The organism is Kocuria sp. MNB10, from assembly GCF_054073685.1.
Genome location: NZ_CM133411.1, coordinates 303483 through 316908 on the forward strand (window position 1 = coordinate 303483; position 13426 = coordinate 316908).

Sequence of the window (13426 nt, forward strand, 5' to 3'; positions counted from 1 at the left end):
TGCTGTCCGGGGCTCAGCGGGCGCGGACGGTCTCGAGCACATGCGGCAGGGCCTCGACGAATGTGTCCGCCTGCTCCGCAGTGATGATGAGAGGCGGCGCCAGACGCAGCGTGGTGGGTCCGGTGGCGTTGAGGATGAATCCCGCCTCGCGCGCGGCGGCGACGACGCGCTGGGCCATGGGGTTCCCGGAGGTCCCGGCGTTCTCCGCGTCCTCGGTGTTCTCCGCGACGAGGTCCACGCCGACCAACAGACCGTACTGGCGGACCTCCCCCACGCCGGGAACCTCCCGCAGCCGCTGCGCGAGGTGGGCTCCCACCTCCCGGGCGTTGACGAGCAGGTTCTCGTTCTCGAGGGTCGTGACAGTCGCGAGTCCCGCGGCCATCGCCAGGGGGTTGCCCCCGAACGTGGTGCCGTGCTGACCCGCTCCCAGTAGGGCCGAGACCTCCGGTCCCGCCGTGAGCATGGCCCCCACGGGGAACCCGCCACCGAGCCCCTTGGCGAACGTCACAGCATCCGGGAACTCACCCCGGGGCAGCTGGGCGGTGGCGGCGAGCCACGCGCCGGTGCGGCCCATCCCGGACTGCACCTCGTCCACGATCAGCAGTGCACCGCGCTCCTGCGTGAGCCTGCGGGCCAGTGCCAGGAACCCCTCGGGTAGCCCGTGCACGCCGGCCTCGCCCTGGACGGGTTCTACGATCACCGCACTCACGGTGTCGTCGAGTTCGCGCTCGAGGGCCTCCGCCGTGGCCGGGATGTGGGTGACCCCGGCGGGCAGCGGTTCGAACGGTTCGCGGTAGGCCGCCTTGGCCGTAAGTGACAGGGATCCCATGGTCCGGCCGTGGAACGAGTTCTCGAGTGCGAGCACACGCGTCCGGGGCCGACCCTGCGCGTCCGGGTGCGCGCGGCCGTGGCGGCGCGCGAGCTTGAACGCGGCCTCGTTCGCCTCCGAGCCCGAGTTCGCAAAGAACACGTGGGAGCCCTCGGGCGCCCCCGTGACCTTGAGCAGTTTCTCGGCCAGGTGGATACTGCCCGGGGACGTGAACAGGTTGGAGATGTGCGCAAGGGTTCCCGCTTGCTCCGAGACCGCCCGCACCCACGCGGGGTGCGCGTGGCCCAGGGCGTTCACCGCGATCCCCGCGAGCAGGTCGAGGTACCGCTTGCCGTTGGCATCGGTGACGTGCACGCCCTCGCCCGACACGAGCACGAGTGATGGATCCCCGAACACTCCAAGAAGGTGTTCCTTGTACTCCCCCAGCAGTTCGTCCTGGTTGCTCATGAGTGCTCAACTCCGTCCGGTGTGACCTCTGTGCCGATACCCGTGTCCGTGAAGATCTCCAACAGGGACGAGTGCTCCGTGCGCCCGTCCACGATGCTCGCGCGCGGCACACCGCCGTCCACCGCTCGCAGAGCCGCCCGCATCTTGGGGATCATCCCCGATTCGAGCTCCGGCAGCATCTCACGCAGTTCCGCCGCGGATAGGGACGAGATCAGCGACGAGCGATCCGGCCAGTCCGCGTAGAGCCCCTCGACGTCTGTGAGGGCCACGAACTTCTCCGCGCCCAGGGCCACGGCGACCTCGGCGGCCGCCGTGTCCGCATTGACGTTGAGGACTTGCCCCGTGAGCGCACCCCGCCCCGCGGCGTCGTCGTCCGAATCCGCGAGCTCCGGGGCGATCGAGGCGATGACCGGGATCTTGCCGATGTCCAGCAGCTGCTCGACCGCGACCGTGTTGACGCGCGTGACGGTACCGACGAGACCGAGGTCCAGGGGCGCGCCGTCGGACCCGGTGCGCACGCGGCGCGCCTGCAGCAGCCCCGCGTCCTCGCCGGACATGCCCACCGCGTACGGGCCGTGGGCGTTGATCAGGCCCACGAGTTCCCGCCCCACCTGCCCGGTGAGGACCATGCGGATGACCGACATGGCCTCGGGCGTGGTCACGCGCAGACCGTCCTTGAACTCGGACGGGATGTTCAGGGACTCGAGCATCGCGCTGATCTGCGGGCCGCCGCCGTGGACCACGACCGGGCGGATGCCCACGTGGCGCAGGAAAACCATGTCCTCCGCGAAGGCGCGCCGCAGGTCGTCGTTGATCATGGCGTTGCCGCCGTACTTGAAGACCATGGTGGATCCCGCGTAGCGCTGGATCCACGGCAGGGCCTCCATGAGGGTCTCCGCCTTCGAGCGGGCCGTCTCGTACCTGGTGTTATCGCTGAGTCGTGACATGGTGGGCGCGCTAGCTGGAGTAGGCGCTGTTCTCCTCGACGTAGTTATGGGTGAGGTCGTTGGTCCACACGGTCGCGCTCGCGTCCCCGGCCTTGAGGTCAATGAGGACGTCCACAGCGCGCGACGCCGCGAGGTCCACGCCCTCGCGCGGATCACCGATCGCGCCGTTGCGGCACACCGTCACGCCGTTGATGGTGACGTCGATCCGGTCGGGGTCGAACTGGGCGTCCGTGGTGCCCACCGCCGAGAGCACACGCCCCCAGTTGGGGTCGTTACCGAACACCGCTGTCTTGAACAGGTTGGAGCGGGCCACCGTGCGGGAGACGTCCTCCGCCTCGGTCTCCGTGGCCGCACCCACCGTGGTGATCGCGATGTCGTGGGAGGCGCCCTCCGCGTCCGTGATCAGCTGCTGCGCGAGGTTGTGGCACACCGCGGTCAGTGCGTGCGTGAGCTCCCCCTGATCCGGGCGCTGCGCCGAGGCGCCGGAGGACATCAGGACCACGGTGTCGTTGGTGGACATGCACCCGTCCGAGTCCGCGCGGTTGAACGTGACACGGCACGCCTCCTTCAGGGCGAGCGAGAGCTCCTCCGCGCTCAGGACGGCGTCGGTCGTGAGGACCACGAGCATGGTGGCAAGCCCCGGTGCCAGCATGCCCGCGCCCTTGGCCATGCCGCCCACGCTCCACCCTGCACCGCTCACGCAGGCCTGCTTGGGGACGGTGTCCGTGGTCATGATGGCCTCCGCGGCCTCCGCCGCGGCACGCTGCCCGGGTGCGAGCGCGGCCACGACGGCCGGGACCCCGCCGCGCACGACGTCCATCGGCAGCTGTTCCCCGATCAGCCCGGTGGAGCACACCAGAACCTCCCCTGCTCCGATGCCCAGCTGCCCACCCACCAGCTCGGCGGTCTCGTGCGTGTTCTGGAAGCCCTGCGGGCCGGTGCACGCGTTCGCCCCGCCCGAGTTGAGCACCACCGCGCGGGCACGGCCCTGCCGGATCACCTCGCGGGACCAGTGGACGGGGGCGGCGGCCACGCGATTGCTGGTGAATTGGGCAGCAGCGGCGTCGTCGGGCCCGGTGTTGACCACCAAGGCGAGGTCACGGCCACCCGACTTCTTGAAGCCGGCCACCACGCCAGCGGCGCTGAAACCGGCCGCGGCGCACACGCCGGAGTCGGTGCTCACGGAGACGTCGGGAAAGGGGTTGTGCGAGGACATCGCAGCTCCTGGTTCGGACGGGCGGTCGAGCGGGAACCCGGGATTCACGGTGCCACGCCCTGCGCGGCGAGGCCCGAGGTCTCGGGGAGACCGAGGGCCAGGTTGAGGGACTGCACGGCGGCTCCCGCCGTCCCCTTGGTCAGGTTGTCGATGGCCGCGCTCACCACGAGCCGCCCGGCGTGCGGGTCCACGGCCAGCTGCAGCGCCACGTGGTTCGAGGCCTGGACCGACTTGGTGGTGGGCCACTGCCCCTCGGGCAACAGGTGGACGAACGGCTCGCCGTCGTACGCGGCGCGGTAGGCTTCGCGCACAGCTTCCTCGGTCGTGCCCGGGCGCAGCGCGGCGGTGGCCGTGGTGAGGATGCCGCGGGGCATGGGGGCCAGGGTGGGGGTGAACGAGATCCGCACGCCCTCACCTGCCGCCCATCCCAGCCCCTGTTCGATCTCCGGGGTGTGCCGGTGCCCGCCGCCGACGCCGTACGGGGACATCCCCCCCATCGTCTCGGCACCGAGCAGGTGAGGTTTCAGGGCCTTGCCCGCGCCCGAGGTCCCGGACGCGGACACGATCACGATGTCCTGGGGAGACACCAGTCCCGCCGCCAGCGCGGGTGCCAGCGCGAGCAGCGATCCCGTGGGGTAGCAGCCAGGGACGGCGATCCGGGTGGCGCCGGGCAGGTTCTCTCGCTGCTTGCGGCCGTTCGGGTCCACGAGCAGCTCGGGCAGCCCGTAGGGCCACGTGCCGGCGTGGTCTGAGCCGTAGAACGCTCCCCACGCTTCGGCGGACTCGAGCCGGTGGTCCGCCCCGGCGTCGATCACGACCGTGCCTGCGGGCAGCTGCTCGGCCAGCGCCGCGGACTGACCGTGGGGCAGGGCCAGGAACACGACGTCGTGGCCCGTGAGGTTCTGCGCGGTGGACTCGACGACGTCCCTGTCCGCGAGCGCGTGCAGGTGCGGCTGGAGCGCCCCGAGCTTCTGCCCGGCGGAGGAGTGGGCCGCCACGGTGGCGATCTCGATGTCCGGGTGCCCGCACAGCAGACGGAGCACCTCTCCCCCCGCGTAGCCGGTGGCGCCTGAGACTGCAGCGGTGTAGGTCATGGGCTCCACCATACCGTATTCCTATGCACTCCACTCAATATTTATGCATAACGCGTTCCAAATCTCCGCGCGGGTGACCGCCCGCCCCGCCGACCGCCCCGACGTGCACTGCCTTGTGCCGGGAGGTGCCGCAGCGCGAGACTGACGGGGACGCCGTCGTGCCCCTCTGCGAGCACGGCACCCCGCTGCGAGGAGGAACTGACCATGAGCGAGACCACGATGCAGGCGATCGTCGCGCAGGAGCCCGGCGGCCCGGAGGTGCTGCGCCCGGCCGAGGTGCCCGTCCCCGAGCCCGGCCCCCGGGAGGTCCTCGTGCGGACCGAGGCCACCGGTGTGAACTTCATCGAGACCTACCAGCGCTCCGGTGTGTACCCCGTGGACTTCCCGTTCACGGCAGGCTCAGAGGGCACCGGCGAGGTCGTGGCTGTGGGCTCAGAGGTCACCACCGTGCGGACCGGTCAGCGCGTGGCAACCTCCGAGGCCACCCGCACGTACGCGCAGTTCTTCACGGTGGAGGAGGACAAGGCGCTACCCGTGCCGGACGGCATGGACCCTCAGACCGCCGGTGCGCTGCCCCTGCAGGGACTCACGGCGCACTACCTGGTGCGGTCCACGTTCCCCGTGCAGCCCGGGCAGACCGCGGTGGTCACGGCGGCCTCCGGCGGTGTGGGCGGGCTCGCCATCCAGCTGCTCAAGCGCATCGGCGCCACCGTGATCGCGCTGACCTCCACCCCGGATAAGGCCGCGACGGCCAAGCGCCTCGGCGCGGACCACGTGCTCGGCTACGAGGGCTTCGCCGAGCGCGTGCGCGAGCTCACGGACGGCCTGGGCGCGGACGTGGTCTATGACTCCGTGGGCCGTACGACCTTCGACGAGTCCCTCGCGGCCACCCGCGTGCGCGGGACCACCGTGCTCTTCGGGGGCTCCTCCGGCCAGGTGCCCCCGCTGGACCTGCAGCGGCTCAACAGCTCCGGGGCGCTCTACGTGACCCGCCCGTCCCTGGCTTACTACACGCGGGACCGGGACGAGCGCACGTGGCGCTGGGGCGAGCTCATGGACGCCGTGACCTCCGGGGGCCTCGAGGTCCGGGTGGGCGCCACGTACCCGCTCGACGACGCCGCCACCGCGCACCACGACCTCGAATCCCGCGGCACGCAGGGGAAGCTCCTGCTGCTGCCGTGAGACGACACCGCCCCGTGGGTCCGGGAGCCCACGGGGCGGTGCGCCACCGGCTTGCGCCGGAGCGGAGATCTAGGTACCTGCCCGCACCCCGCGGTGCACGCGGCGCGCACCCCAGGCCGTGAGGCCGATGCAGAACAGCGCGCCCACCCCGAGTGCCGCGGCGCGGACCCGCTGGCCGGTGACCATCGAGTCCGTCACCCCGCTGTCCCCGTAGGAGCCGGGCTCGCCCGTCTCCACGACCGTCAGGTGACCGTTCTGCTCCGCGAGCAGGGCGTCCACCTCCCGCGGGAAGTCGGAGTCCTGGACACCCGTCTGGGTGCCGCGAAACGTGATCTGGTTCCCCTCGGTCTTCTTGACAGGATCGTCGAGCCGGTTGTCGAACGGGTAGCGTTCGGTCAGCTCGTTCTTGGGCATGATGCCCGCGTAGATCCCGTTGTAGTCCTGGGTCACGAGGTCCTTGGTGAGCGTCTGGTACGTCCCGGAGACGACCATCGACTCCCCCGCCCACTCCTCCAGCCGGGAGGCCTTGTCGAAGGACAACGCCGAGGCCAACCCCAGCGCCAGGGTCACGACTGCCCCCAGCAGCACGATGAGGACGATCCACCATCCTCGGGCACCACCGGGTCGTGTCTCCTGGTCGTGCTCGTCGAAATCGATAAGTTCCTGGGTGTCGTGGCTCACGGTATGACTTCTCCTGGCTGGTGGGGGGTGATCAGCTTCGGATCTCAGCGCCGTGCTCCCTGTGGGCCGCATCCACCGCGTTCTCACGGGCCTGGGAGGCCTCGTCCGCGGTGAGGGTACGGTCCGCGGCCCGGAACCGCAGGGCGATCGCCACGGACTTCTTGCCCTCGGGGATGCCCTTGCCCGCATACACGTCGAAGACCTCGGCGGCTTCGAGCAACTCGCCCGCTCCCCGACGCACCGTGGTCAGCAGGTCCGCCGCGGGGACGCTCGCGTCCACCACGAGTGCGACATCCTGGGTGGCCGCGGGGTAGCCCGAGATCACCTGGGCGGTGACCGCCGAGGCCTCACGATCGAGCAGCGCGGACAGGTCGAGTTCCACGGCGCACGTGCGCTCGGGCAACCCCTGGGCCGCGACGAGCTTGGGGTGCAGCTCTCCCGCCATACCGATCACGGCGCCGTCCTGAGTGCTCAGCTGCGCGGTGCGCCCGGGGTGGAACGCGTGATGCGAGCCCTGGGTGACCCTCAGCTCCACGCCCACGCTGCGTGTGGCGAGCACGGCGACGTCGAGCGCGTCCTGCCAGTCCAGGGTGCGCGGCGCAACCCACGGGCCTGCAGCGGCGTCGTGCCCCGTGAGCACCGCGGCGAGCCTGCGCGGCTGGTCGGGGACGGCGGCGTCGAGCCGTTCGAGCTCCGGAGCGGCCGGGCGCACGCCGAGCGGCGGGATGGGCTGGGTGTCCGGGGTGTAGCCGTCCGCGAGGAACACGTGGCCCATCTCGTAGAGGGCCAGGTCCCGCAGTCCGCGCGAGTGGTTGCGCTTGAGCACCTCGAGCAGCCCGGGCAGGATGCTCACCCGCAGCAGGGACTGGGCCTCGCTGATGGGGTTCGCGAGCTTGATCGACGCCACGTGCTCACCGTCCGCGCTGCCCCACAGGTCGTTGTCCGCCTGGGACACGAACGGGTAGCTGAGCACCTCGGTGAGCCCGGCGGCCGCGAGCGTGTTGGCCACGCGGCGTCGCGCGGCCTGCGAGCGCGTGAAGCCGCGCCCGGGAGGCGCCACGGGGAGGCGATCGGGGATCTTGTCGTAGCCGTCCAGACGCGCGACCTCCTCGACGAGGTCCTCCTTCTCGAGCAGATCCGGGCGCCACGACGGCGGGACCACGGTCCAGCCGTCCGCGGTCTCCGTGACCTCGGCGCCGATGGCCACGAGGCTGCGCTCGACGACCTCTGGAGAGTAGTCCACTCCAACGCGCGCCGCAGGGTAGCCCGCGGGCAGCTCGATCGCGGCGGGGCGGTCCGTGTGGTCCACGTCCGTGACCCGCCCGGAGTCCGTGCCGCCGGCCAGCTCCACGAGGAGGTCGACGACGCGCTGCGCAGCAACCGGTGCGAGCTGCGGGTCCACGCCGCGCTCGTATCGCTTGGACGCCTCCGAGGGAAGCTTGTGTCGGCGGGCGGTGCGGGCGATCGAGACCTCGTCGAAGCGCGCGGCCTCCACGAGCACGCGCGTGGTGTTCTCCCCGACCTCGGTCGCGGCACCGCCCATGACGCCGGCGAGGCCCACGGGACCGGACTCGTCCGCGATCACGAGGTCCTCGGTGTTCAGCTCACGGGACTTGTCGTCCAGCGTGGTCAGCTTCTCTCCGGCCCGCGCACGGCGCACGGTAATCCCGCCCTGCAGGGTGTCCGCGTCGTAGTTATGGATCGGCTGGCCGTACTCGAGCATCACGTAGTTGGAGATGTCCACGGGCAGGCTCAGGGAGCGGATCCCGGCCAGGCGCAACCGCGACACGAGCCACTGCGGGGACGGGATGGATGGATCCACGTTCTCCACGATGCGCACCGCGAAGCGGTTGCACCCGGCGCGGCCGTGGATCGGGGCGTCGTCGGACACGGTCACGGGGAACCCGTCCTCGGTGGACGCGGGCACCCGCGGCGCGAGCTCCGCCACGGGATCCGCGAACGGTGCGCGGACCGCGTGGCAGTACTCGCGGGCGATCCCGCGGATCGAGAATGCGTACCCGCGGTCCGGGGTCACGTTGACCTCCGCCGCCGAGTCGTAGAGACCCAGCAGCTCCAGGGCGTCGGAGCCGATCTCGGGGTCCAGCCCGATCCGAGACAGCACCAGGATGCCGTCGTGGTCGTCGCCAATGCCGAGCTCGCGCACGGAGGCGATCATGCCTGCCGAGATGTGGCCGTAGGTCTTGCGCGCGGAGATCCGGAAGTCACCCGGCAGCACCGCACCCGGAAGGGCGACGACCACCTTGTCACCCACCGAGAAGTTGTGGGCACCGCAAATGATTCCCTGGACGCCCGAGGGGTCGATGCCCTTGCCCGTCAGCGTCTGCTCATGGCCCTCCGGCACCACGCGCACGGAGCACCAGTTCACGGTCTTGCCGTTGGAGTGGGTCTCCGGCTCCATGGAGAGCACCTGGCCCACCACGATCGGACCGGAGAGGGAGTCGGAGGGGCGGTGGACGTCCTCCTCCTCAAGACCCACCTTCACGAGGGTGGCCAGGACGTCCTCCGCGGTGGCGTCCTCGGGAACGGGCGCGTACTCGCGCAGCCATGACAAAGGAACTCGCATTGCTCTAGATCTCCATCCCGAAGTGTTCGCTGAAACGGACGTCGCCCTCGACCATGTCGTGCATGTCCGGGACGTTGTTGCGGAACATCAGGGTCCGCTCGATGCCCATGCCGAACGCGAACCCCGAGTAGCGCTCGGGGTCGATCCCCGCGGCCCGCAGCACGTTGGGGTGCATCATGCCGCAGCCACCCCACTCAATCCACCGCGGTCCGCCCTTGGCGGTGGGGTGCCACACGTCCAGCTCCGCGGAGGGTTCGGTAAAGGGGAAGTAGTTGGGCCGCAACCGGATCGCGGCCTCCGGGCCGAACATGGTGCGCGCGAAGTGGGTGAGGGTGCCCTTGAGGTCCGCCATGGACAGCCCTTCGTCCACGGCGATGCCCTCCACCTGGTGGAACACCGGGGTGTGGGTCGCGTCCAGTTCATCCGTGCGGTAGGTCTTGCCCGGGCACACCACATACACCGGCAGCTCGCGCTCCAGCAGCGAGCGCATCTGCACCGGCGAGGTGTGGGTGCGCAGCACCAGGTGTGACGACGGCGGGTCCACGAAGAACGTGTCCTGCATCTGCCGCGCCGGGTGGTCCGGCTTGAAGTTCAGCGAGTCGAAGTTGAACCACTCGTGTTCGAGCTCCGGTCCCTCCGCGACCTCCCAGCCCATGCCCACAAAGATGTCCCCGATGTGGTCCATCAGGTTGGTCAGGGGGTGCCGTCCGCCCAGCCGACGACGCCGCGTGGCCGCCGTGACGTCCACCGCTTCCTCCACGAGGATGCGGGCATCCCTCTCCTCCTCGAGCACGGTGGCGCGTGCCGCGAGCGCCTTGTTCACGCGTCCGCGGGCCTGCCCCACCAGCTTGCCCGCGGTGGCCTTGGCGGCCTTGTCCAGCCCACCGATCGCACGGTTGGCCAGCGCCAGCGGGGATTTCTCCCCCGTGTGGGCCAGGCGAACGGTCTTCAGCTCGGAGAGGTCGGCGGCGGCCTCGATCTCACGCAGTGCGTGCTCGAGGGCGGCCGTCACCCCGGCCTCGTCGGTGGGGTCCACCGCGGCGGACGGTGTGGTCTCGGACATGGTTTCTCGCGTTCCTACTGGCGGACGGTGTTCTCACGAGCTCGCTCCCCCGGTGGGTGAGCCGCTTTTCGTGCAAATGCCCGCAGCGTGGCCGGTGCGGGCAGGGTCAGTCTAGTGGAGGACCCATGGCGTCCGCTGACCCGGCGGGGTCATGGGGCGAGCTGTCCCAGCAATGCCCGCACGATCGGAAGGTCCGCCGGGATCCACGGCAAGGCCAGTACGGCGTCGGGGTCGCTCGACGGAACCCACCGCACGGCCAGGTGATCGGTGCCCACCACGGGTGTATCCGCAGTGGTTCCGGTCCACACTCGCATCGCGGCCTTCTCGGACAGTGGCCATCCCTGAGCATGGGGGCCTGAGATTTCAGCCAGAAGCTCCACCCGCACCGACAGCTCCTCCGCGCATTCGCGCACGAGTGCGTCCTCGGCGCTCTCCTCCGGTTCCTGCTTGCCGCCCGGGAACTCCCACAGCCCGCGCAATGTCTCGGGGTAGGCGCGCTGGGCGGCGAGGAACGCGGTGGGGTGATGTGCGTCGTCGAGCAGGGCCACCCCGACCACCTGGGTCCGGAAGCGCGCGGGGAGATCGGAAGTCATGGTGTTCAGTGTGTCACCGACAATTCGGACAGCGCGGAGAGAGAAGCGTCAGCGATCGAAAATCCGGCGCTGGGCTTGCGCCGATGCATACAGACACACGGTCGCGGCGGTGGCCACGTTGAGCGATTCGGCGGCCCCGTACAGCGGCACCGCCACAGACAGATCCGCGGCCGCGACCTCCGCTTCCGACAGTCCCTGCGCCTCATTACCGAACAGCCACGCGGTGGGCTGCTCGAGGGGATACGCCACGTCCCCCGAAGAAATGCCCGCGGCGCGCAGCATCGCGGCGTCGGCCAGCTCGGAGACCGTCATGGAGGCATAACCGTCCGCGGCGAGCACACCCATGCCGTGCTCACGAGCCGCCGCGACGACCGCGGCGAGTTCCATGCCCGTGAACACCGGGACGTGGAACAGCGACCCCGCAGAGGAGCGCACGGATTTCGGGTTGAACGGGTCCACGGTGCCGGGAGTGCACAGCACGGCATCTGCGCCGGCGGCGTCCGCGGTACGGATCACGGTGCCGGCGTTACCCGGGTCCTGCACCCGGACCAGCATGCCCACCAGGCGTGCGGCACCGAGGGCGCGAGCGACGTCGTCAGAGGAGCCCGACGCCTCAGACGCGTCCAAAGCAGAGGAAGGGAAGCGGCACACCGCCAGCATCCCCTGCGGCGTGACCGCATCGGTCATGGCCGCGAGTACCTCCGGGGTGACCGCCCGGACGAACACGTCACCGCGGTCGGCGACCGCGGCAAGATCCGCAGCGATCCCCGGGTGCCGGTCGAGTTCCTGCAGGGTCACGTACACGGCGTCGAGCCGCGGCAGCCCGGGAGCGGGGAGATCCGCGAGCGCGAGACGGACCGCCTCGCGCACGTTCTGCGGGCCCTCGGCGCGGAACAATCCGCGCTTGGAACGCATCGAGCGCCTGGTCAACGCGGCCACGTCCTTGACCCGATCGGCTCGGGGGTTGGACAGCAACCGGTCTTCCAGGCGCTCGACGAACGTCACAGCGGCACTCAGGCGGCGGTGCGGGGCGCGGAGGTGTCCTCCGGCAGGGCGTCCTTGGCCACGCGGACCAGAGTCGCGAACGCGTTCTCGTCGCTCACGGCCAGCTCGGCCAGCATGCGACGGTCCACCTCGACCTCAGCGGCCTTCAGGCCCTGGATGAAGCGGTTGTAGGTCAGACCATTCGCGCGGGCGGCGGCGTTGATGCGCTGGATCCACAGCCGACGGAAGTCGCCCTTCTTCTTGCGACGGTCGTTGTAGGAGTAGGTGTACGAGTGGAGCATCTGCTCCTTGGCCTTGCGGTACAACCGGGACCGCTGACCGCGGTAGCCCGAGGCCTTCTCCAGAACTTCACGACGCTTCTTGTGGGCATTGACCGCCCGCTTCACACGTGCCACGTGCGTACTCCTAACGATTCGGTTCCGACCCCTGCCGGAACATGACTACCCGCCGCGCAAACGCGGCGCTGACGAAATGGAAGAGGAAGGGCCTACTTGGCCAGCATCCGCTTGATGGCCTTGGCCTCACCCGGGGTGGAGACGATCTGGTCGCCCGCGAGACGGCGGGTCAGACGCGAGGACTTGTGTTCCAGGTAGTGGCGGCGGTTGGCCTGCTGGCGCTTGACCTTGCCCGAACCGGTGAGCTTGAAACGCTTCTTGGCACCGCTGTGGGTCTTCATCTTCGGCATGGTGACCGTCTCCTTTTACATCGACCGGTGGGGCACACCGGTGGGTCGCGGCACACGGCCGCGACCACGCTGGTGTCGGGCGATCACACGCCCAACGCTGTCAATTCCTGTGCCGCGATTACTTCTTGGCGGGCCCGGGCTTGGGAGCCCCAGGCTTCGGCGCCGCGGGCTTGGCCGCCGCGCTCGGCGTGGCGGGTGCGGGCTTCGCACTCGGCTTCGCGCTTGCAGCGGGCTTGGGGCTCGCTGCGGGCTTGGGTGACGACGCCGATGCGGTACCCGCCTGCGCCGCCGCCGGCTTGGCCGCTGCGACCTTGGCGTCCGCGGTGGCCTGCTGTGCAGAAGCCTCGGGCTGCGCCGGAGCCTGGGTGGCTTCGGTACCGGACGCCGGCGCCACGGTCTCCTGGACCTTGTCCTCCGCCGCGATCGGAGCGCTCTGCGAGCTCTCCGCCTGCACGGTGGCCGCCTGACGCAGTTCTGCCGGGAACGCGTCCCCGATGGACTGGGTCACGGACTCGGCAGTAGAGGTGTCCACCCGCTGCTTGCGCTGGTTCTCGTACTGCGACGTCTCCCGCTGCTTCTGCTTGCGGGCCTCAGCGCGAGCCTCCGCCTTGTTCTTGAGCGGACCGATGACCATGACCATGTTGCGACCGTCCACGCGGGGCGCGGTCTCCACGACACCGACCTCGGCGACGTCTTCCGCGAGCCGCTCGAGCAGGCGCACACCCATCGCGGGGCGCTGCTGCTCACGACCGCGGAACTGGATCATGGCCTTGACCTTGTCCCCCGCGGAGAGGAAGCGCTTGGCGTGACCCACCTTGGTCTCGTAGTCGTGCGTGTCGATCTTCAACCGGAAACGCACTTCCTTGAGCACCGTGTTGGCCTGGTTCTTGCGCGCCTCACGAGCCTTGACCGCAGCTTCGTACTTGTACTTGCCGAAGTCCATGAGCTTGGCCACGGGGGGCTTGGCGTTGGGTGCGACCTCGACCAGATCGAGATCCGATTCTCGGGCCAGCCGCAGCGCGTCCTGAACGCGAACGATGCCGACCTGCTCGCCGCCAGGTCCGACCAAGCGGACTTCCGGGACACGGATTCTGTCATTG

Annotated in this window: 13 protein-coding genes; 1 reads left to right on the forward strand and 12 read right to left on the reverse strand. The window is 70.1% G+C overall.

Annotated elements, in window-relative coordinates:
- Positions 1–13: 13 nt before the first annotated feature.
- Genes ACW9PK_RS01310 through argC form a run of 4 tightly spaced genes read right to left on the reverse strand, consistent with a single transcriptional unit; the run spans position 14 to position 4533 of the window.
- Positions 14–1276, reverse strand: a complete 1263-nt coding sequence (locus tag ACW9PK_RS01310; RefSeq protein ID WP_457016280.1) for an acetylornithine transaminase — start codon at positions 1274–1276, stop codon at positions 14–16.
- Positions 1273–2223: an acetylglutamate kinase gene (gene argB / locus ACW9PK_RS01315; protein WP_085106707.1), complete on the reverse strand. Its 951-nt coding sequence runs from the start codon at positions 2221–2223 to the stop codon at positions 1273–1275. The genes ACW9PK_RS01310 and argB overlap by 4 nt, the downstream gene beginning before the upstream one ends.
- A gap of 10 nt (positions 2224–2233) precedes the next feature.
- The gene (gene argJ / locus ACW9PK_RS01320) at positions 2234–3439 is read right to left on the reverse strand and encodes a bifunctional glutamate N-acetyltransferase/amino-acid acetyltransferase ArgJ (protein ID WP_457016281.1); all 1206 of its coding nucleotides are present in this window, start codon (positions 3437–3439) and stop codon (positions 2234–2236) included.
- A gap of 44 nt (positions 3440–3483) precedes the next feature.
- Positions 3484–4533, reverse strand: coding sequence for an N-acetyl-gamma-glutamyl-phosphate reductase (gene argC / locus ACW9PK_RS01325; protein WP_064845981.1), 1050 nt, complete (start codon positions 4531–4533; stop codon positions 3484–3486).
- 204 nt (positions 4534–4737) lie between these two features.
- Between argC and ACW9PK_RS01330 the strand changes: the two genes are divergently transcribed.
- Positions 4738–5715, forward strand: a complete 978-nt coding sequence (locus ACW9PK_RS01330; protein ID WP_457016282.1) for a quinone oxidoreductase family protein — start codon at positions 4738–4740, stop codon at positions 5713–5715.
- A gap of 69 nt (positions 5716–5784) precedes the next feature.
- On the opposite strand, the gene ACW9PK_RS01335 is transcribed toward ACW9PK_RS01330, so the two are convergent.
- The 8 genes from ACW9PK_RS01335 to infC all read right to left on the reverse strand — a co-directional run bounded on the left by ACW9PK_RS01335 (position 5785) and on the right by infC (position 13395).
- On the reverse strand, positions 5785–6396 hold the full coding sequence (locus ACW9PK_RS01335) for a hypothetical protein (protein WP_206399279.1): 612 nt from the start codon (positions 6394–6396) through the stop codon (positions 5785–5787).
- Between the two features lie 31 nt (positions 6397–6427).
- Complete coding sequence (gene pheT, locus ACW9PK_RS01340; protein ID WP_457016283.1) at positions 6428–8980, reverse strand: phenylalanine--tRNA ligase subunit beta; 2553 nt, start codon at positions 8978–8980, stop codon at positions 6428–6430.
- 4 nt (positions 8981–8984) lie between these two features.
- Positions 8985–10043 carry a phenylalanine--tRNA ligase subunit alpha gene (gene pheS, locus ACW9PK_RS01345; RefSeq protein WP_064845938.1) on the reverse strand — a complete coding sequence of 353 codons (1059 nt, stop codon included), beginning with the start codon at positions 10041–10043 and terminating at the stop codon, positions 8985–8987.
- Between the two features lie 149 nt (positions 10044–10192).
- Positions 10193–10636 carry a (deoxy)nucleoside triphosphate pyrophosphohydrolase gene (locus ACW9PK_RS01350; protein WP_193519667.1) on the reverse strand — a complete coding sequence of 148 codons (444 nt, stop codon included), beginning with the start codon at positions 10634–10636 and terminating at the stop codon, positions 10193–10195.
- A gap of 48 nt (positions 10637–10684) precedes the next feature.
- Positions 10685–11641, reverse strand: coding sequence for a TrmH family RNA methyltransferase (locus tag ACW9PK_RS01355; protein ID WP_457016284.1), 957 nt, complete (start codon positions 11639–11641; stop codon positions 10685–10687).
- Positions 11642–11649: 8 nt separating this feature from the next.
- Positions 11650–12036 (reverse strand): 50S ribosomal protein L20, encoded by a 387-nt coding sequence (gene rplT, locus ACW9PK_RS01360; protein ID WP_035963276.1) that lies wholly within the window; start codon positions 12034–12036, stop codon positions 11650–11652.
- Positions 12037–12128: 92 nt separating this feature from the next.
- Positions 12129–12326, reverse strand: coding sequence for a 50S ribosomal protein L35 (rpmI, locus tag ACW9PK_RS01365; RefSeq protein WP_035963278.1), 198 nt, complete (start codon positions 12324–12326; stop codon positions 12129–12131).
- Between the two features lie 118 nt (positions 12327–12444).
- Positions 12445–13395, reverse strand: a complete 951-nt coding sequence (infC, locus tag ACW9PK_RS01370) for a translation initiation factor IF-3 (protein WP_457016285.1) — start codon at positions 13393–13395, stop codon at positions 12445–12447.
- Positions 13396–13426 lie beyond the last annotated feature (31 nt).